We start from the raw sequence: 17,721 nt of genomic DNA on the forward strand, positions 1-17,721 counted from the left end.
TGTGGGGCGCCGGTGCGGACGCCTTGGCTCCGAGTCCTCCGGAAGTCTCCCCGAAAGTGAGGCGACCACCTAGCACGTACGTCCTCCTACCCACCCCTCGGCGTTCCCCTCGGTGTTCCGCGCGGTGTGCGCTTCGGAGCGGGCCCGAGGCATCCTTCCCCGTACCCGGCCACGTCACCGCTATGAATCCGCTCACTCCGCGGTCCTCGGGCGGGCGGAACACGCTTGCGGCGCGCAGATGTTGGGAAAACCGGCCCGTCCATCGGGCTGCACCGCGCACCCCTCGCGGAGTACCCTTCCTTGATCGTTGGGACGGGGTCTGACCCGGAGTGCTCCGAGGGAGCGGAAGGCGGTGCGCGGGTGGGCTCGGGAGGGCTGGAGCTACCCCCTGGTGACGAAGGCCGGGAGGGGAGCTCCACGGACGTCCCGCCCGGTGCGGTGTCCCTGGCGCGGCCGATGAACGCGGGCGCGATCGGCCCGGAACTGGAGTGGGACGCCGAGGCCTGGCACGAGGTGCGCACGCGGGCGCAGCGCGCCGGCCGGGCGTACATCTGGCTCAACCTCGTCGAGCAGCGGCTGCGCGCGGTCGTGGCCGCCGTCCTGCGTCCGGTCTACGAGCCCGTCCACGGCGACGACTGGGTGGTCGCCGCCGCCGGACCCGCCGGCCAGGAGTGGGTGCAGCGCGCCGTCGCCGTCCGCGAGGTCAGCCGCCGCAAGGGCTACCTGCTCGACCCGGCCGACGACAACGTCCTCAGCTTCCTCACCCTGCCGCAGCTGCGCGAGCTGATGGTCCAGCACTGGCCCTGCTTCGAGCCGTACGTGGACGAGCGGCGCGAGGTGGAACTCGCCCTGGACGAGCTGGAGGTCACCCGCAACGTCGTCTCCCGCAACCGGGCGCTGTCCGAGGCGGTCCTGAACCAGGCCGAGCGGGCGGCGGCGCGGCTGCTGGAGGTCCTCGGCGCGGGCAGCGACGTGCCGTCCACGCGCCGCCTGCCGGTGGACGCGGTGGAGGACCTGGTCGGCGACCGGTACGCCGACGTGGTCGCCGTGCACTCGGACCGGGTGCGGCTGCTGCGCCAGTTCCCGGCCGAGGACCTCTTCGGCAGCGCGCGGCGCGTGGACGCCCTCGGCATCGGCCTCAACCTGCTCGTGCAGAACTTCTCCGGCCGCCGCCTGCTCCGGCTGGCCGAGGCCGGCGGCCGGGTGCGGCTGCTCTTCCTGAACCCCGCCTCCAGCGCCATCAAGCGCCGCGAGCGTGAACTCGGCATCAAGCGGGGCGAGCTGAGCCGCGCCGTGGAGATGAACATCCTGCACATGCGCCGGGTGCGCGCCCGGCTGCGCGACCCCGGCGCGTTCGAGATCCAGGTCTTCGACGAGACGCCCCGCTTCACGGCCTACCTCGTCGACGGCGACGGCGCCGACGGCATCGCGGTCGTGCAGTCCTACCTGCGCCGCACGCGGGGGATGGAGGCGCCGGTGCTCGTGCTGCGCAACGGACGCAACGGCGGCAGGGTCGTGAAGTCGGACCAGACGGACGAAGTTGGACTTTTCCCCACCTATCGTGAGGAGTTCGAGCTGATGTGGGCGGACTCGCGGCCGGTCTCGTGAACGCGGCGCTCCGGGGCTCGTCGGCGGAGTAAGCGGAAGGCGATCCTCTGATTGTCAGTGGCCCGTGCGAGGGTGGAGGCCACTGGGGGAACGCACCACCAAGAAGGGGGACCGCCCATGGGCTGGCACCGGGAGCTGCTGATCGGCTTCGACCTGGAGACGACGGGCACCGATCCGCGCGAGGCGCGCATCGTCACGGGGGCCGTGATCGAGGTCAGGGGCGGAGAGCCGCTGGGCCGCCGCGAGTGGCTGGCCGACCCCGGTGTCGAGATCCCGCCGGACGCGGTGGCGGTGCACGGCATCAGCAACGAGCGGGCCACCGCCGAGGGCCGCCCCGCCGACCAGGTCGCCGACGCCATCGCCGGCGTGCTCGCGTCCTACTGGAGGACGGGCGTCCCGGTCGTCGCCTACAACGCGGCCTTCGACCTCACCCTGCTCTCCGCCGAGCTGCGGCGCCACGGCCTGCCGTCCCTGCGCGACCGCCTCGGAGGCATCGATCCGGCACCCGTCATCGACCCGTACACGATCGACCGCTCCGTCGACCGCTACCGCCGCGGCAAGCGCAACCTCGAAGCGGTCTGCAAGGAGTACGGCGTCCCGCTCGACGCCGCCCACGACGCCACCGCCGACGCCCTCGCCGCCGCCCGGCTGGCCTGCGCGATAGCCGGCCGCCACCCCAAGGTGGCGTCCCTCGGCCCGGCGGACCTGCACCACCGGCAGATCGAGTGGTACGCGGAGTGGGCGGCGGACTTCCAGAGCTTCCTGCGCCGCAAGGGCGACGCCACGGCCGTGGTGGACGGGAGATGGCCGGTGCGCGAGCCGGCCGACGAGCGGGTCTGACCCGGCACCGCGTCCCGGCGCACGCTCAGAAGGGGTACCACCGCACCGTCGGATCACCGTCCCGCAGCGACGCCACCCGGCGTTCGAATTCCGCCAGCGCCTTGGGGTTGCTGGGCGCGTGCTGCGCCACCCACGCGCAGCTGGCCGTCTCCCGGGCGCCGCGCAGCACCGCGCAGCCGTCCCACTCGCGCACGTCCCAGCCGTACGTCGCGGTGAAGGCGTCGTACGCCTCGGCGGGCAGCCCGTAGCGGTCCCGGCTGAGCGCGAGCACCACCAGATCGTGCTCGCGCAGGTCGGTGGAGAAGGTCTCCAGGTCGACCAGGACCGGACCGTCGGGGCCGACGTGCACGTTGCGGGGCAGCGCGTCCCCGTGGATCGGGCCCGGCGTCAGATGCGGGGTGAGCGCGGCCGCCGCCGACGCGAAGCCGTCCCGCCGCTCGCGCAGGAAGGCGGCGTCCGCCGGGTCGATCACGTCGCCCGCGAGCCGCAGCCAGCGTTCCACCCCGCCCAGCAGTTCGCGGGGCGGCAGCCCGAAGGAGGGGGAGGGCAGTTCGTGCACCAGCCGGAGCAGCACGGCCACGTCCCGCGGCTCGGCGGGCCGCACCGGGTCGGGCAGCCGCCGCCACACGGTCACCGGGTGCCCGTCGACGACCAGCGCCGTCGGGTCGGCCGCCCGCACCGCCGGCACACCGGCCTCTTCCAGCCATACCGCGACGGCCAGTTCCCGGCGCGCCCGATCGAGGAGTTCCGCGTCCCGGCCCACCTTGACCGCCAGGTCACCCGCGGCGAACACCGCGTTCTCGCCGAGGGCGAGCAGTCGCGCCTCCCGCGCCGGGCCGGGCAGCACCCCCGCCTCGGCCAGCACCTCCCGCGCCCGTGCCTCGTCCATCGCTTACCGCCTCCGTGTCCGCCCGGTTCCCGCCGTCCGTCCGTCAGTGTCGCATTCGCACAGGTGGGAGCGTGTGCGCGGGCTCTTGACGGGGCACGGCGCCTTCACGACCATGACCAGGCCCGTCCGAGCCGCGCAAAGGGGCTGATTACGTGACATCGGTGACCGAGTCGACGAGACCGGCGCGCGGTGCGCCCGACCGAGGCCGGTCGCGGCGCGGCCCGGACCACGGCGCCTGGTTCCTGGTGCTGCCCGCGCTGATCCCCATCCTGGTGCTCAGCGTCGGACCGCTGCTCTACGGCACCCTGCTCGCGTTCACCGACGCCCAGTCCGGCCGCACCGAGCCCACGCAGTGGATCGGCACGCTGAACTTCCAGGACCTGCTGCACGACACCCTGTTCTGGGAGTCGTTCCGCATCGGCCTGCTGTGGGCCGTCGGCGTGACCGTGCCGCAGTTCCTGCTCGCGCTCGGCCTCGCCCTGCTCCTCAACCAGAACCTGCGGCTGCGCTGGCTGGCCCGCGCCCTGGCGATCATCCCCTGGGCGATGCCCGAGGTCGTCGTCGGCATCATGTGGCGGCTGGTCTACAACCCGGACGCGGGCATCCTCAACGAGACGCTGCGCGACCTCGGCCTCGGCGACGGCCGGGACTGGCTCAGCGGCCTCGCCACCGCCCTGCCCGCCGTCATCGTCGTCGGCGTCTGGGCCGGCATGCCCCAGACGACCGTCGCCCTGCTCGCCGGCCTCCAGAACACCCCGCGCGAGCTGCACGAGGCCGCCGCCGTCGACGGCGCCGGCGCCTGGCGCCGCTTCCGCACGGTCACCTGGCCCGCCCTCAGACCGGTCGCCCTCGCCATCACCGCGCTCAACCTCATCTGGAACTTCAACTCCTTCGCCCTGGTCTACGTGCTGACCAGCGGAGGCCCCGGCGGCCGCACCCGGCTGCCCATGCTCTTCGCCTACGAGGAGGCCTTCCGCTACGGGCAGTTCGGTTACGCCGCGGCGATGGGCTGCGTCATGGTCGCCGTGATCTCGATCGTCCTGGCCGTCTTCCTCGCCGGCCGGCTCAAGGGCGGACTCAAGGGAGGTGACGAGGCGTGAGGACCTCGACCCCGGCCCGCGTGGGCCAGTACGCCGCGCTGCTCGCGTACCTCGTCTTCCTGGCCTTCCCCTTCCTCTGGCTGATCTCCACCGCGTTCAAACCGCCGCAGGAGCTGGCCAGTCTCCACCCCACCTGGATCCCGGAGAACCCGACCCTCGACAACTTCCGGCAGGCCTTCGACGAACAGCCCCTGCTGCGCGCCGCCCTCAACTCCCTGCTCGCCGCGCTCGGCGCCGCCGTGATCGCCGTGGTGATCGCCACGCCGATGGCCTACGTCATGGCCCGCCACCGCGGCCGGCTCGCGCGGGCGGCCACCGGGTGGGTCGTGGTCAGCCAGGCCTTCCCCTTCGTGCTGGTGATCATCCCGCTCTTCCTGGTCCTGAAGAACCTCCGGCTGATCAACAGCGTCCCCGGGCTGGTGATGGTGTACGTGGTGTGGTCGCTGCCGTTCGCGCTGTGGATGCTCGCCGGGTACGTCCGCGCGGTGCCGGCCGAACTGGAGGAGGCGGCCGCCGTGGACGGCGCCGGGCGGCTGCGCACCCTCGTGTCGGTGACCGCGCCGCTGCTCGCGCCGGGGATCGTGGCGACGGCCCTGTTCGCCTTCATCACCGCGTGGAACGAGTTCTTCTTCGCGCTCGTGCTGCTGAAGACACCGGAGAAACAGACCCTGCCCGTGATCCTCACCCACTTCATCGGCGCCGAGGGCGTCGCCGACCTCGGCCCGCTCGCGGCGGCGGCCTTCCTCGCCACCCTGCCCTCGCTGCTCGTCTTCGCCCTCATCCAGCGGCGGATCACGGGCGGCATGCTCGCCGGGGCGGTGAAGAGCTGATGCGGGCACGCACGCGAATCACCACCCTGCTCGTCTCCCTCACCCTGCTGCTCGCGGGCTGCTCGGGCGGCGGTGACGGAGCGGACGACGGCCGGATCACCCTGCGCTTCCAGTCCCTGGCCTGGCAGGAGGAGTCCGTCCAGGCCAACAAGGAACTGGTGCGGGAGTGGAACGCCACCCACCCCGACGTACGCGTCGAGTACGTCCAGGGCAGCTGGGACAGCGTCCACGACCAGCTCCTCACCTCCTTCGAGGGCGGCGAGGCGCCGGACATCATCCACGACGCCTCCGACGACCTCGCGGATTTCGCCTACGGCGGCTACCTCGCCGACCTGACCGGCCTGCTGCCCGAGCGGCTGAAGTCGGACATCCCGCGGCGCAGCTGGGAGACGGTCACCTTCGGCGACGGGATCTACGGCGTGCCCTTCCTCCAGGAGCCGCGCGTCCTGATCGCCAACGCCGCCCTGCTGAAGAAGTCCGGCGTCCGCGTCCCGACGCCCGAGGACCCCTGGTCCTGGGCGGAGTTCCGGCAGGTGACGAAGCGCCTCAGCGGCGACGGGAGGTACGGGGTGGCCTGGCCGCTCAAGGAGCCCGTGTCCGCCACGCTCAACCTGTCCCTGTCCACCGGCGGGCAGCTGTTCCACCGCGGTGCGGACGGCAAGGTCGCCGTCCGCTTCGAGGAGGGCGACCAGGTGGTCCCGCGCACCGTCCACGACCAGGTCAACACCGACCGCAGCGCCTCCGCCACCACCCTGGGCAGCGGCGGCTCCGACACCCTGCCCGGCTTCTTCGCGGGCAAGTACGCGATGGTGCCGCTCGGCTTCTCCTACCGCCAGCAGATCGAGCAGCAGGCGCCCGACGGCTTCGACTGGCAGGTGCTGCCCGCCCCGGCGGGAGCCGACGGACTCACCCAGGGCGTCAGCCCCCAGACCCTGTCCATCGCCGAGGACAGCCCGCACAAGGAGGAGGCCGCCGCCTTCGTCGACTTCCTCCTCCAGCCGGACAACATGGTGCGCCTCGCCCTCGGCGACTGGATGCTGCCCACCGGCACCCAGGCCCTCAAGGACCCCGCCCTGCGCACCCCCGAGCACGGCTGGGCCACCGGCACCGCCCTCGCCGGCCACCTGCGCTCGGCGCCCGCGCAGTCCGTGCGGGGCTATCCCGAGTGGAAGGACAAGGTGGCCACCCCCGCGCTCCAGGAGTACTACAGCGGAGCGATCGGCATGCGGGAGCTGCGCGAGCGACTGGAGGACGACGGCAACCTGGTGCTCGCCCGCTACCAGCGCTGACGGACCGCGAACGAAAACAGTTGGACGAGACGTATCGTCTCGCATACTCTCGACGCATGACCAGTCCCGCTCACATCGCCATGTTCTCCATCGCCGCGCACGGCCACGTGAACCCAAGCCTGGAGGTGATCCGCGAACTCGTCGCACGAGGACACCGGGTGACATACGCCGTCCCGCCGCTCTTCGCGGAGAAGGTCGCCGAGGCGGGCGCCGAGATCAAGCCGTGGAACAGCACACTGCCCGGCCCCGACGCCGACCCGGAGGCGTGGGGGACCACGCTGCTGGACAACGTCGAGCCGTTCCTCGACGACGCGATCCAGGCGCTTCCGCAGCTCGTCGAGGCGTACGAGGGCGACGAGCCGGACCTGATCCTGCACGACATCGCCTCCTACCCGGCCCGGGTCCTCGGCCACCGCTGGGGCGTGCCCGTGGTCTCCCTCTCGCCGTGCATGGTCGCCTGGGAGGGGTACGAGAAGGAGGTCGGCGAGCCGATGTGGGAGGAGCCGCTCAAGACCGAGCGCGGCCGGGCCTACTACGCCCGCTTCCACGCCTGGCTGGAGGAGAACGGGATCACGATGCACCCGGACCCGTTCGTCGGCCGCCCCGCCCGCTCCCTGGTGCTGATCCCGAAGGCGCTCCAGCCCAACGCCGACCGCGTCGACGAGACGACCTACACGTTCGTCGGCGCCTGCCAGGGCGACCGCACCGCCGAGGGGGAGTGGCGGCGTCCGGAGGGCGCCGAGAAGGTCGTCCTCGTCTCCCTCGGTTCCGCCTTCACCAAGCAGCCGGCCTTCTACCGGGAGTGCGTCGCCGCCTTCGCCGGGCTCCCCGGCTGGCACGTGGTGCTCCAGATCGGCAGGCACGTCGACGCGGCGGAGCTGGGCGACGTACCGGAGAACGTGGAAGTGCGTTCGTGGGTACCGCAGCCGGCGGTGCTCCAGCAGGCCGACCTGTTCGTCACCCACGCGGGCGCCGGCGGCAGTCAGGAGGGCCTGGCCACCGCCACACCGATGATCGCCGTGCCGCAGGCGGCGGACCAGTTCGGCAACGCGGACATGCTCCAGGGGCTCGGCGTCGCCCGGCACCTGCCCACGGAGGAGGCCACCGCAGAGGCCCTGCGCACCGCCGCCCTCGCCCTGGTCGACGACCCCGAGGTGGCCGGGCGCCTGAAGGAGATCCAGGCCCGGATGGCGCAGGAGGGCGGCACCCGGAGGGCGGCCGACCTGATCGAGGCCGAACTGGCGGCGGCGAGGGCCTGACCGCACCCGGACGCGGGAGGGCCCGTCGGTTCCCCGGAACCGACGGGCCCTGCGGCCCTCTTGCGGACCGCTCAGACTCCGACCCGTTCGCCCCGACCGCCCCGGTCGTCCGGGGCGGTCACCTCGGCGACCGCCTCGGGGGACTCGTCGTGGGTGAGGTCCGGCAGCCGGTGCAGCCACTTCGGCAGGTACCAGTTGCGCTCGCCCAGCAGCGCCATCACGGCCGGCAGCAGCACGCCCCGGATGATCGTCGCGTCGATCAGCACGGCCGCCGCCAGGCCCACGCCCATCTGCTTCATGGACTGCATCGACAGCGTGCCGAAGATGGCGAACACGGCGACCATGATGACGGCGGCGCTGGTGACGACCCCGGCCGTGGTGACCACGCCGTGCTGGATCGCGTCCCTGGTGGTCCGCCCCCGCAGCCGCGCCTCGCGGATCCGCGACACCACGAACACGTGGTAGTCCATCGACAGACCGAACAGGATCACGAAGAGGAACAGCGGCAGCCAGGTGATGATGGCCCCCACGCCCTCCGCGCCCACCAGCGACGCACCCCAGCCGTGCTGGAAGACGGCGACCAGGATGCCGTACGCCGCACCCACCGACAGCAGGTTCAGCACGATCGACGTGAGCGCGATGGTCAGCGAGCGGAACGACAGCAGCATCAGCACGAAGGCGAAGATCACCACGAACACGAAGACCGGGAGGACCGACCCCACGAGCTGGTCGTTGAAGTCCTTCGACCCGGCGACCTGACCGGTGATCGGCGCCTCGACCCCGTCGACCTTGCCGAGGGTGGCCGGCCGTACGTCGTCGCGCAGCCGGTCCAGGCTCTCGCCCGCCTCGTCCAGGTCGGAGCCGCCCACCAGCGGGACGTACACCAGGGCGATGTTCTGCTCGTCGTGCACCGTGACGTCGACCGGCCCGCGCGAGGCACCCGAAGTCACCGCCCGCTCACGGAAGTCGGCGAGCGCCGCCCGTACCTCGGGCGCGTTGATGTCGTCGGCCCTCACGACCACCTCGGCCGGGTCGGACCCGCCGGGGAAGGCCTCGTTGACCCGGTTGTACGTCTGCACGACGGGCAGCGAGTCGCCGAACTCCTGGTCCAGCGTGAGGTTCTGCGTCTTCATGCCGAGGGCGGGCGCGGCGACGGCCAGCAGCGCGCCGGTCGCCACGGCGGCGGCGAGCAGCGGCTTGGCCAGCACGCGCTCCAGGACGGCCGTCCAGAACCGGCTGCCCTCCCCGCCACCGTTCCCGCGGCGCCGGCGCAGGAACGGCACGCGGCCCTTCTCCACCCGCTCGCCCAGCAGGGACAGCAGCGCGGGCAGCACGGTCACCGAGCCGACCATGGCGACCGCGACCACCATCAGCGAGGCCAGGCCCATCGCCTCGAACTCGGCGATACCCGTGAACAGCATGCCCGCCATCGCCACGCACACCGTGACGCCGGACACGACGATCGCCCGGCCGCTGGTGGCGGCGGCGATCCTCAGCGCCGACTGCGCGTCCCGTCCGGCCGCGCGCTCCTCGCGCTCGCGGCGCAGGTAGAACAGGCAGTAGTCGACGCCGACGGCCAGACCGACCAGCAGCATCACGGAGTTGGCGGTCTCGCTCATCGGCTGGAAGTGGCTGACCAGGGCCATCAGACCCATCGTCGCGATGATCGCGGTGATCGCCAGCGCCACCGGGACCAGCGCCGCCACCAGCGCGCCGAACGCGACCAGCAGGATGCCGAGGGCCACCGGCACCGCGGAGTACTCGGCCTTCTTGAAGTCGTCGCCGAACGCGTCGTCGAACGTCTTCATCATGCTGGCGCCGCCGATCTCCTCGATCCGCAGCGCCTCGTGCTCCTTCTGGACGTCCGCGACCGCGTCCAGCACCGGCTCGACCCGCTCGCCCGCCGTGTCCGACTCGCCGCGCATGTCGAACTGCACCAGCGCGCTGCGCCCGTCCTCGGAGATCGTCTTCGTGTCGTACGGGGAGGTGACGCCGGTGACCTCCCCGGTCTCCTCCACCGCCGCCATCACCGCGGTCACCGCGGCGCGGAACTCGGCGTCCGTGGCCCTGACGCCGCCGTCCTTCGACTGGATCAGGACGGTCTCACCGGCCGGCTCCTCGATCCCGGCGTCCTCGATGATCCGGGCCGCGGTGTGCGTCTCACCCCCCAGCTGGTCGCTGTCCTTGACGTCGACCCGGCCGGCCGCCGAGCCGAGCCCCATCGCCAGGACGACGAACAGTACCCAGATGCCGACGGCAGCCCATCGGTGCCGGGCGCTCCAGCCGCCGGCCCGGGCGGCGATGCCCCGTACCCGTATGTCCCCATTCCCCATGACGGGCTTGCCCCCTCGTGAGCGGTGGCAGCCCCCTGCCGCCACCTTCCGCTTCGAAGGTATGGGCCGGATAAAGCCAACTCGTCGTGCTCACCGGTGACCTCCCGCGGCGGGGAATCATCCCTCCGTACCGCCGTTCTCACCGCTGAGGAGGATGCGGGCCCCTACATCTACCTGGGTCTTCCCGGGGGCGCGGGGAAGGGTGCGGCGGCCCCACCGGCACCCATCCGCAAGGTTGTTGAATAAGTCACAGGCGGGTCCGGTGGTTGAACCGCGCACCCGCCATCGGCGAGAGTGGCGCGCATGTCCGCCGACGCGCGGACCCGGCCGTCGTGCCCGCCCCCACGGGGCACGACGGCCGTTCTATGGTGTGCGCATGACGACGAGGTACGCGGCGCTGCTGCGCGGGATCAACGTGGGCGGCGCGAAGAAGCTCCCGATGGCCGACCTGCGCGCACTCCTGGAGGAACTCGGCCACGGCGCCGTACGCACCCATCTCCAGAGCGGACAGGCCGTGTTCGCGTCCGGCCACGGCGACGAGGAGACGCTGGCCGCCGAGTTGGCGCAGGCGGTCGAGAAGCGCTTCGGCTTCCCGGTGGACCTCATCGTCCGCGACCACGCCTACCTCCGGGCGGTCGCCGAGGCGTGCCCCTTCCCGGCCGCAGAGCTGGAGCCCAAGCAGCTCCACGTCACGTACTTCTCCGCGCCGGTCGACGAGGAGCGCTTCGCGTCGATCGACCGGCCCGCCTTCCTGCCCGAGGAGTTCCGCCTCGGCGACCGCGCCCTGTACCTGTACGCGCCGAACGGCCTCGGCCGCTCCAAGCTGGCCGAAGCCCTGGCCAGGCCCCGCGTGAACAAGGGCCTGATCGCCACCACCCGCAACTGGAACACCGTCACCAAGCTGGTCGAGCTGACCGGCGCCTGAAGGGGGCGGGTGACCTCAGGCCCCCACGGCCGCCAGCACCGGCACCCGTGCCGCCTCGTACCGCTCCAGCAGCACCCGCGCCACCTCCGGCGAGGGGCCGAGGACGTCCGCCAGTACGTCCGCCCCGGCCGCGCCCCGCGCGATGCGGTCCGGCAGGAAGCCGGGGGCCAGGACGTAGGGGGCGACGGCCACACGGGCGCAGCCCAGTTCGCGCAGCTCCCGGACCGCGTCCTCGGTGCGGGGAAGGGATGCGGAGGCGAACGCAGGCCGCACGGCGCACCAACCGGTGTGCCGCCACTCCCGCGCGATTTCAGCGATCACTGCGATCGCCTCCGGGTCTGAGGACCCCGCCGAGGCCAGCACGACCCCGGTCGAGGACTTGTCGGCGCGGGTGAGGCCCGCCTCGTACAGGCGCCGTTCCAGCGCCGACAGCAGCAGCGGGGAGGGGCCCAGCACCTCCGCCTGGCGGATGCGCAGCCGCGGCGGTGCGTCCGCCAGGACCGCCGGGATGTCGGCCTTCGCGTGGAAGGCGCGGGTCAGCAGGAGCGGGAGGGCCACGACGTCCCGCACGCCCTCCGTCTCCAGGGACTCCAGCACGCCCTGCACCGACGGCACGTTGAAGTCCAGGAAGCCCGTCTCCACCCGTACGTCCGGGCGCAGCGACCTGACCCGGCGCACCAGGGCGTGCACGGTGGCGGCGTGCCGCGGGTCGCGGCTGCCGTGGGCGATGACCAGGAGGACCGGCGCGGACATGACGGCTTCAGCTCCTCACCAGCAGGCCGCGGCTGCGCAGCACCCACCGCTCCAGCGGGCTGAAGATCAGCAGGTCGATGGCGATACCGACGATCAGGATGAGCAGGATGGCCTCGAAGACCATGGCCATGTCGCTGGCGTTGCGGCCGTTCTCCAGGAGCTGGCCGAGGCCCACGCCGAGATCGGGGAAGGACGCGATGATCTCGGCGGCCATCAGCGAACGCCAGGAGAACGCCCAGCCCTGCTTCAGGCCGGCGACGTAGCCGGGCAGCGCGGCGGGCAGCACGATGTGCCAGGTGCCCTTCAGACCCGTCGCGCCCAGTGTGCGGCCCGCGCGCAGGAAGATCGGCGACACCTGGTCGACGCCCGACACCAGACCGTTGGCGATGGACGGCACCGCGCCGAGCAGGATGACGGCGTACATCATCGAGTTGTTCAGGCCGAGCCAGATCACGGCGGGCGGCACCCAGGCCACCGACGGCAGGGACTGGAGGCCGGAGAGGATCGGGCCGATCGCCGCGCGGACGAACTTCACGCGGGCGACGAGCAGTCCCAGCGGGGTGCCGATGAGCAGGGCCAGCAGGAAGCCGGACAGGCCGCGCGAGACGCTGGTCCAGATGTAGCCGAGCAGTTCGCCCTGGAGCCACGCCTGGTGGACGACGTCCCACACGTCGGACGGGGCGGGCAGCTTGGTGGGGTCGTCGACGATCTCGAAGGAGACCAGCGCCTGCCACACGGCCAGGACCAGCAGTACGGCCACGACCGGCGGCAGGACCTTCTGCGTGAGCGTCCGGTGGAAGGGCGTGCGGCTCTTGTGCTGGGTCTCCAGGGCGTCGAGGCCCGCCTCCAGCCCGGCGAGGTCGCCCGCGTCCTTGGCGGGCGGGGTGGTGTCAGTGCTGGCCATGGCGGCGGATCTCTCCCCGGAGTTCTTCGGTGATCTCGACGGACAGTTCCGCGACCTCGGTGTCCTCGATGCGGCGCGGGTGCGGGATGCCGACCGTCCACTCGCGCGCCACCCGTCCGGGGCGCGAGGACAGGAGCACGACGCGCTCGGCGAGGCGGACGGCCTCGCGGACGTTGTGCGTGACGAACAGGACGGACAGCCGCGTCTCGCGCCAGATCCGGGTCAGTTCGTCGTGCAGGACGTCACGGGTGATGGCGTCCAGTGCCGCGAACGGTTCGTCCATCAGCAGCAGCTTGCTCTCCTGGGCCAGCGCCCGGGCCATCGCGACCCGCTGGCGCATGCCGCCGGACAGCTCGTGCACGCGCTTGCCGTGCGCGCCCTTGAGGCGGACGAGTTCGAGCAGCTCCTCCGCCCTGTCGCGGCGTTCGGCCTTGGGTACGCCGCGCAGTTTCAGGGCGAGTTCGATGTTCTTGCCGGCGGTGAGCCAGGGGAAGAGGGCGTGCTCCTGGAACATCAGCGCCGGCCGTCCGTCCGTGGTGATCGCGCCGGCGCTGGGCTTGTCGAGCCCGGCGACCAGGTTGAGCAGGGTGGACTTGCCGCAGCCGGAGGCCCCGAGGAGGGTGACGAACTCGCCGGGCGCGACGTCGAGGGTGATGTCGTCCAGCACGAGCTGCTGCCCGGCGGGGCCCGCGAAGGACTTCGAGACGTGCTCGATCCGGGCGGCGTGCGTGACCGTCGCGGCGCCCTCGTCGGCCTTGGCGAGGGTGGTGGTCGTGGCCATGGTCGTCACCTCCTGGGGATGGTCGGGTTCCGGGCTTACTGGGCGCCGAGTCCGGCGTCGTCGACGGCGGGCTCGCCCTTGGCCTTCAGGACCTTGTTGAGCAGCGTGAGGTCGTAGATGCCGTTCAGGTCGGGCTGTTCCAGCAGGCCCGCCTTGACCGCGTGGTCGGCCTGGGCTTCGAGGGTGGCGGCCAGCGGGTCGTCGGTCAGCCGGATCGACTTCCACGCCGGGTCCAGGACGTCGGCGGGCAGGGCCTTGCCGGTGTCCTGCGCCAGCTGCTCGTTCGCGGCGGCCTTGGCCTCGTCGGGGTTGGCCTCGATCCACTCGTTGGTGTCCACCGAGGCCTTCAGCACCGCCTCGACGGCCTTCGGGTGCTCCTCGAGGAACTTCTGCGACACGATGATGTTCGTGATCACGAACTTCTCGTCCGGCCACAGCGTCGACTCGTCCAGCAGCACCTTGCCGCCCTGGGCGACCAGCTTCGACGCGGTGGGTTCCGGCACCCAGGCGCCGTCGACGGAACCGGACTTGAAGGCGTCCGGGGTGACCTTGTTGTCGCTGCGGACGACCGTGACATCGCCCTTGCCGCTCTGCGCGTCGACCTTCCAGCCCTGCTCGGCCACCCAGTTGAGGAAGGCGACGTCCTGCGTGTTGCCGAGCTGCGGGGTCGCGATGCGCTTGCCCTTGACGTCCTTCGACGACTTGATCTTCTCGGGGTTCACCACCAGCTTCACGCCGCCGGAGGCCGAACCGCCGATGATCCGCAGGTTCTTGCCGTCCGACTTGGCGTACCCGTTGATCGCCGGGGACGGGCCGATCCAGCCGATGTCGATCGAGCCGGAGTTCAGCGCCTCGATCTCGGACGGACCCGCGTTGAAGACCGCGTACTTGGCCTCGGTGGCGCCCAGCTCCTTCTGGAAGAAGCCCTTCTGCTTGCCGACCAGGGCGGTGGCGTGGGTGACGTTGCCGAAGTAGCCGATCCGGACGGAGTCGAGACCGTCGATCTTCTCGGCCCCGGCGGCGATGTCCACGCCCCCGTCGTCCTTGGCCTGGGAGCCGTACCCGCAGCCGGCGAGGACGAGCAGCGGCAGGGCGGCGAGGGCCGCCAGGGTGCGGCGCAGGGGCTTGGTGGCAGGCACGGGAGGTGTTCCTCTCGTTGGCCCGGCGGTCACGTTCCGTCAGGTCGTGGCCGGGAGATCGGCGGGTTTTCGTCTACGGCGGTGGGGGGTGAGGGCGCGCGAGCGGTGCGCGTACGTCACCGTCCACATCGCCCGACGCCGCCCTGCCCGCTGCCGAGGGCGCCGCTGCCGACGCGGCCGCCCTCCTTCGCGAACGTGGAGTAGAAGTCGGCGGAGCCCATGCTCAGAAGTCCCACCCGTTGTCGTCGGCCTCGTCCTTGACCGGCTCGGGCGCGGCGAAGGACTCGCCGGCCATGCCCGCGGTCAGCGTCGTGCCGTCGCTCGGGTCGATCAGGATGAAGGAGCCGGTGCGGCGGGAGTCGGCGTAGGAGTCGGCGGGCAGCGGCTCGGCGGTGCGGATCTTCACCCGGCCGATGTCGTTGGCGACGAGCCGGCCGGGGTGCGGGTGCAGGGACAGGTCGTCCAGGGTGAGCCGGGCCGGGATGTCCTTGACGATCGCCTTGACGGTGCGGGTGCCGTGCTTGAGCAGGACCCGGTGGCCGACGGTGAGCGGGGCGTCGGCGACGTGGCAGACGGTGGCCTCGACGTCCTGGGTGGTGGCCGGGGCGTCCTTGCTGGGCACGATCAGGTCGCCGCGCGAGACGTCGATGTCGTCCTCCAGCAGCAGCGTCACCGACTGCGGCGTCCATGCCTCGGTGACCGGCTCGCCCAGCAGGTCGATGCCGGACACCTTGGAGGTGCGGCCCGAGGGCAGGACGGTCACCTCGTCGCCGACGCGGAAGGTGCCGGCGGCGATCTGGCCCGCGTAGCCGCGGTAGTCGGGGTGCTCGGGGGTCTGCGGCCGGATCACGTACTGCACGGGTAGCCGGGCGTGGCAATGCGCCAGGTCGTGGCTGACCGGCACGGTCTCCAGGTGCTCCAGCACCGTCGGGCCGCCGTACCAGTCCATGACCGCCGACGGCTCCACCACGTTGTCACCGGCGAGCGCGGAGATCGGGATCGCGGTGACCTCCGGGACTCCCAGCTCGGTCGCGTACGCCGTGAACTCCTCGGCGATCGCGGCGAACACCGGCTCCCGGTAGTCGACCAGGTCCATCTTGTTGACGGCCAGGACGACGTGCGGGACGCGCAGCAGCGCGGCGATCGCGGCGTGCCGGCGGGTCTGCTCGACGACTCCGTTGCGGGCGTCGACCAGGATCACCGTCAGCTCGGCCGTGGAGGCGCCGGTGACCATGTTCCGGGTGTACTGCACGTGCCCGGGGGTGTCGGCCAGGATGAACCGGCGGCGCGGGGTGGCGAAGTAGCGGTAGGCCACGTCGATCGTGATGCCCTGCTCGCGCTCGGCACGCAGGCCGTCGGTGAGCAGCGCCAGGTCCGGGGCCTCCTGGCCGCGGCTCGCGGAGGCGCGCTCGACGGCCTCCAGCTGGTCGACGAGGACCGACTTGGAGTCGTGCAGGAGGCGGCCCACCAGGGTGGACTTGCCGTCGTCGACGGACCCGGCGGTGGCGAACCGCAGCAGGGTGGTCTCCGACAGCTGCTCGACCGACAGCGGCTCTACGGGTTCGGTGGTGCTGGTCATGGCTAGAAGTACCCCTCGCGCTTGCGGTCTTCCATCGCGGCCTCGGACATCTTGTCGTCGGCCCGCGTGGCACCCCGTTCGGTGAGCCGGGACGCGGCGATCTCGGCGATCACCTTCTCGATGGTGTCGGCGTCGGAGTCGACGGCGCCGGTGCACGACATGTCACCGACGGTGCGGTAGCGCACCCGTCGCTTCTCCACCGTCTCGCCGTCCTTCGGGCCGCCCCACTCGCCGGCGGTCAGCCACATCCCGGAGCGGGCGAAGACTTCACGCTCGTGGGCGTAGTAGATCGCCGGCAGCTCGATGTCCTCGCGGGCGATGTACTGCCACACATCCAGCTCGGTCCAGTTCGACAGCGGGAAGACCCGCACGTGCTCACCGGGGGCGTGCCGGCCGTTGTAGAGGTTCCACAGCTCGGGGCGCTGGCGGCGCGGGTCCCACTGGGAGAACTCGTCGCGCAGCGAGAACACCCGTTCCTTCGCCCGGGCCTTCTCCTCGTCGCGGCGTCCGCCGCCGAAGACCGCGTCGAACTTCTCCGCCTGGATCTTCTCGGTCAGCGGCAGCGTCTGAAGCGGGTTGCGGGTGCCGTCCGGGCGCTCCTTGAGCACCCCCCGGTCGATGTAGTCCTGCACGGAGGCGACGTGCAGCCGCAGCCCGTGCCGCTGAACCGCCCGGTCGCGGTAGTCCAGGACCTCGGGGAAGTTGTGCCCGGTGTCCACGTGCAGCAGCGAGAACGGGACCGCCGCCGGGGCGAACGCCTTCAGCGCCAGGTGCAGCATGACGATGGAGTCCTTGCCGCCGGAGAAAAGGATCACCGGCCGCTCGAACTCGCCCGCCACCTCGCGGAAGATGTGCACGGCTTCCGATTCGAGCGCGTCGAGGTGGGAGACGGCGTACGGGCCCGCCGTACCCTCCTCCACCGCTGCGACGGTCGTCGTCATGCCAGTCCCCTTTCGGTGAGCAGGGCGTGGACCGCCGCGGCGGACTCCTGGACGGTCTGGTCCTGCGACTCGATGCGCAGGTCGGGCTTGACGGGCTCCTCGTACGGGTCGTCGACCCCGGTGAGCCCCGTCAGCTCGCCCGCGGCCTGCTTGGCGTACAGGCCCTTCACATCGCGCACCGAGCACACCTCGACCGGGGTGGCCACGTGCACCTCCACGTACGCCGTGCCGTTCGCCTCGTGGCGCTCGCGCACCGCGTCCCGGCTGTCCGCGTACGGGGCGATCACCGGGACCAGCGCCGTGACGCCGTTGCGGGCGAGCAGTTCGGCGACGAAGCCGATGCGCTGCACGTTGGTGTGCCGGTCCTCGCGGCTGAAGCCGAGGCCGCGCGAGAGGAACTCGCGGATCTCGTCGCCGTCGAGGAGCTCGACGCGACGGCCCTCCTCGCGCAGGCGCCCGGCCAGCTCGCGGGCGATGGTGGTCTTGCCGGCGCTGGGCAGCCCCGTGAGCCAGACGGTGGCTCCGGTCGTCACGTGGATCTCCCTGTTTCT

At 71.9% G+C, this 17,721-nt stretch carries 16 protein-coding genes; 7 read left to right on the forward strand and 9 right to left on the reverse strand.

The window, feature by feature from the left end; all coding sequences use genetic code 11:
• The first annotated feature begins 360 nt into the window (after positions 1 to 360).
• A complete protein-coding gene (locus tag ACLIN4_RS27555) occupies positions 361 to 1,608 on the forward strand; it encodes an SAV2148 family HEPN domain-containing protein (protein ID WP_107477970.1) in 1,248 nt (415 codons plus the stop codon).
• 117 nt (positions 1,609 to 1,725) lie between these two features.
• Complete coding sequence (locus ACLIN4_RS27560) at positions 1,726 to 2,448, forward strand: 3'-5' exonuclease (RefSeq protein WP_107477969.1); 723 nt, start codon at positions 1,726 to 1,728, stop codon at positions 2,446 to 2,448.
• Between the two features lie 25 nt (positions 2,449 to 2,473).
• Here ACLIN4_RS27560 and ACLIN4_RS27565 read toward each other — a convergent pair whose 3' ends face one another.
• The gene (locus ACLIN4_RS27565; RefSeq protein ID WP_289909436.1) at positions 2,474 to 3,337 is read right to left on the reverse strand and encodes a phosphotransferase enzyme family protein; all 864 of its coding nucleotides are present in this window, start codon (positions 3,335 to 3,337) and stop codon (positions 2,474 to 2,476) included.
• A 152-nt stretch (positions 3,338 to 3,489) separates the two neighbouring features.
• Between ACLIN4_RS27565 and ACLIN4_RS27570 the strand changes: the two genes are divergently transcribed.
• Genes ACLIN4_RS27570 through ACLIN4_RS27585 form a run of 4 tightly spaced genes read left to right on the forward strand, consistent with a single transcriptional unit; the run spans position 3,490 to position 7,815 of the window.
• Positions 3,490 to 4,437, forward strand: a complete 948-nt coding sequence (locus tag ACLIN4_RS27570; RefSeq protein ID WP_381941208.1) for a carbohydrate ABC transporter permease — start codon at positions 3,490 to 3,492, stop codon at positions 4,435 to 4,437.
• A complete protein-coding gene (locus tag ACLIN4_RS27575; protein ID WP_100045694.1) occupies positions 4,434 to 5,267 on the forward strand; it encodes a carbohydrate ABC transporter permease in 834 nt (277 codons plus the stop codon). Before ACLIN4_RS27570 ends, ACLIN4_RS27575 begins: the two co-directional genes overlap by 4 nt.
• Positions 5,267 to 6,556 carry an ABC transporter substrate-binding protein gene (locus ACLIN4_RS27580; protein WP_411576334.1) on the forward strand — a complete coding sequence of 430 codons (1,290 nt, stop codon included), beginning with the start codon at positions 5,267 to 5,269 and terminating at the stop codon, positions 6,554 to 6,556. The genes ACLIN4_RS27575 and ACLIN4_RS27580 overlap by 1 nt, the downstream gene beginning before the upstream one ends.
• Before the next feature lie 56 nt (positions 6,557 to 6,612).
• Complete coding sequence (locus ACLIN4_RS27585; RefSeq protein ID WP_107477966.1) at positions 6,613 to 7,815, forward strand: glycosyltransferase; 1,203 nt, start codon at positions 6,613 to 6,615, stop codon at positions 7,813 to 7,815.
• A 71-nt stretch (positions 7,816 to 7,886) separates the two neighbouring features.
• On the opposite strand, the gene ACLIN4_RS27590 is transcribed toward ACLIN4_RS27585, so the two are convergent.
• Entirely contained in the window at positions 7,887 to 10,148 is a 2,262-nt protein-coding gene (locus ACLIN4_RS27590) for an MMPL family transporter (RefSeq protein ID WP_289909439.1), read from the reverse strand.
• Positions 10,149 to 10,524: 376 nt separating this feature from the next.
• On the opposite strand from ACLIN4_RS27590, the gene ACLIN4_RS27595 reads away from it, so the two are divergent.
• Positions 10,525 to 11,073, forward strand: a complete 549-nt coding sequence (locus tag ACLIN4_RS27595; RefSeq protein WP_411576335.1) for a DUF1697 domain-containing protein — start codon at positions 10,525 to 10,527, stop codon at positions 11,071 to 11,073.
• Positions 11,074 to 11,088: 15 nt separating this feature from the next.
• Here the strand turns inward: ACLIN4_RS27595 and ACLIN4_RS27600 are convergent, their stop codons facing one another.
• The 7 genes from ACLIN4_RS27600 to cysC form a co-directional block, all read right to left on the reverse strand.
• Positions 11,089 to 11,826 (reverse strand): sirohydrochlorin chelatase, encoded by a 738-nt coding sequence (locus ACLIN4_RS27600; RefSeq protein ID WP_107477963.1) that lies wholly within the window; start codon positions 11,824 to 11,826, stop codon positions 11,089 to 11,091.
• Between the two features lie 7 nt (positions 11,827 to 11,833).
• Positions 11,834 to 12,730: an ABC transporter permease gene (locus ACLIN4_RS27605; RefSeq protein WP_100045688.1), complete on the reverse strand. Its 897-nt coding sequence runs from the start codon at positions 12,728 to 12,730 to the stop codon at positions 11,834 to 11,836.
• A complete protein-coding gene (locus ACLIN4_RS27610; protein WP_100045687.1) occupies positions 12,717 to 13,511 on the reverse strand; it encodes an ABC transporter ATP-binding protein in 795 nt (264 codons plus the stop codon). The genes ACLIN4_RS27605 and ACLIN4_RS27610 overlap by 14 nt, the downstream gene beginning before the upstream one ends.
• 35 nt (positions 13,512 to 13,546) lie before the next feature.
• On the reverse strand, positions 13,547 to 14,650 hold the full coding sequence (locus ACLIN4_RS27615) for an aliphatic sulfonate ABC transporter substrate-binding protein (RefSeq protein ID WP_290013361.1): 1,104 nt from the start codon (positions 14,648 to 14,650) through the stop codon (positions 13,547 to 13,549).
• Positions 14,651 to 14,873: 223 nt separating this feature from the next.
• Positions 14,874 to 16,229, reverse strand: coding sequence for a sulfate adenylyltransferase subunit 1 (locus ACLIN4_RS27620; protein WP_100045685.1), 1,356 nt, complete (start codon positions 16,227 to 16,229; stop codon positions 14,874 to 14,876).
• Between the two features lie 2 nt (positions 16,230 to 16,231).
• Positions 16,232 to 17,170: a sulfate adenylyltransferase subunit CysD gene (gene cysD, locus ACLIN4_RS27625; protein ID WP_411576336.1), complete on the reverse strand. Its 939-nt coding sequence runs from the start codon at positions 17,168 to 17,170 to the stop codon at positions 16,232 to 16,234.
• Positions 17,167 to 17,703, reverse strand: a complete 537-nt coding sequence (cysC, locus tag ACLIN4_RS27630) for an adenylyl-sulfate kinase (RefSeq protein ID WP_100045683.1) — start codon at positions 17,701 to 17,703, stop codon at positions 17,167 to 17,169. The genes cysD and cysC overlap by 4 nt, the downstream gene beginning before the upstream one ends.
• Positions 17,704 to 17,721 lie beyond the last annotated feature (18 nt).

Origin of the sequence: Streptomyces mutabilis (assembly GCF_046628145.1) — a bacterium.
Lineage (GTDB): Bacteria > Actinomycetota > Actinomycetes > Streptomycetales > Streptomycetaceae > Streptomyces > Streptomyces mutabilis.

Coding starts and splice junctions, on each gene's coding strand:
- ACLIN4_RS27560 (WP_107477969.1), top strand. CDS start 1,726: ATGGGCTGGCACCGGGAGCTGCTGATCGGCTTCGACCTGGAGACGACG.
- ACLIN4_RS27565 (WP_289909436.1), bottom strand. CDS start 3,337: ATGGACGAGGCACGGGCGCGGGAGGTGCTGGCCGAGGCGGGGGTGCTG.
- ACLIN4_RS27580 (WP_411576334.1), top strand. CDS start 5,267: ATGCGGGCACGCACGCGAATCACCACCCTGCTCGTCTCCCTCACCCTG.
- ACLIN4_RS27585 (WP_107477966.1), top strand. CDS start 6,613: ATGACCAGTCCCGCTCACATCGCCATGTTCTCCATCGCCGCGCACGGC.
- ACLIN4_RS27590 (WP_289909439.1), bottom strand. CDS start 10,148: ATGGGGAATGGGGACATACGGGTACGGGGCATCGCCGCCCGGGCCGGC.
- ACLIN4_RS27595 (WP_411576335.1), top strand. CDS start 10,525: ATGACGACGAGGTACGCGGCGCTGCTGCGCGGGATCAACGTGGGCGGC.
- ACLIN4_RS27600 (WP_107477963.1), bottom strand. CDS start 11,826: ATGTCCGCGCCGGTCCTCCTGGTCATCGCCCACGGCAGCCGCGACCCG.
- ACLIN4_RS27605 (WP_100045688.1), bottom strand. CDS start 12,730: ATGGCCAGCACTGACACCACCCCGCCCGCCAAGGACGCGGGCGACCTC.
- ACLIN4_RS27610 (WP_100045687.1), bottom strand. CDS start 13,511: ATGGCCACGACCACCACCCTCGCCAAGGCCGACGAGGGCGCCGCGACG.
- ACLIN4_RS27620 (WP_100045685.1), bottom strand. CDS start 16,229: ATGACCAGCACCACCGAACCCGTAGAGCCGCTGTCGGTCGAGCAGCTG.
- cysD (WP_411576336.1), bottom strand. CDS start 17,170: ATGACGACGACCGTCGCAGCGGTGGAGGAGGGTACGGCGGGCCCGTAC.